Annotated in this window: 1 pseudogene; it reads left to right on the top strand. The window is 64.6% G+C overall.

Annotated elements, in window-relative coordinates:
- Positions 1-243, top strand: a pseudogene (locus AC0IX4_RS23270) (MCE family protein); the annotation flags it as partial.

Here is a 243-nt window from a genome sequence, read left to right on the forward strand (position 1 = left end):
ATCTGGGCCCGGTCCTGAAGTCTCTCGCGGATTCTGGAACATCACTCACCGAATCATTCCGGTATCTCCTCACCTATCCGTTCCCCATCGACGTCAACAAGAACGCGGTGCGCGGCGACTACGCCAACGGCGAGGTGACGCTCGATCTCCGACTGGCCACGCTGGACAACGCTCTTCTCCTCGGCACACCGGTCGTCGGGATGCTCGCCGGGCTCGAGGGAGCCGTGGGCGCCCTGGCACCCC

The sequence above is a fragment of the Rhodococcus sp. AC861 genome (assembly GCF_979256035.1).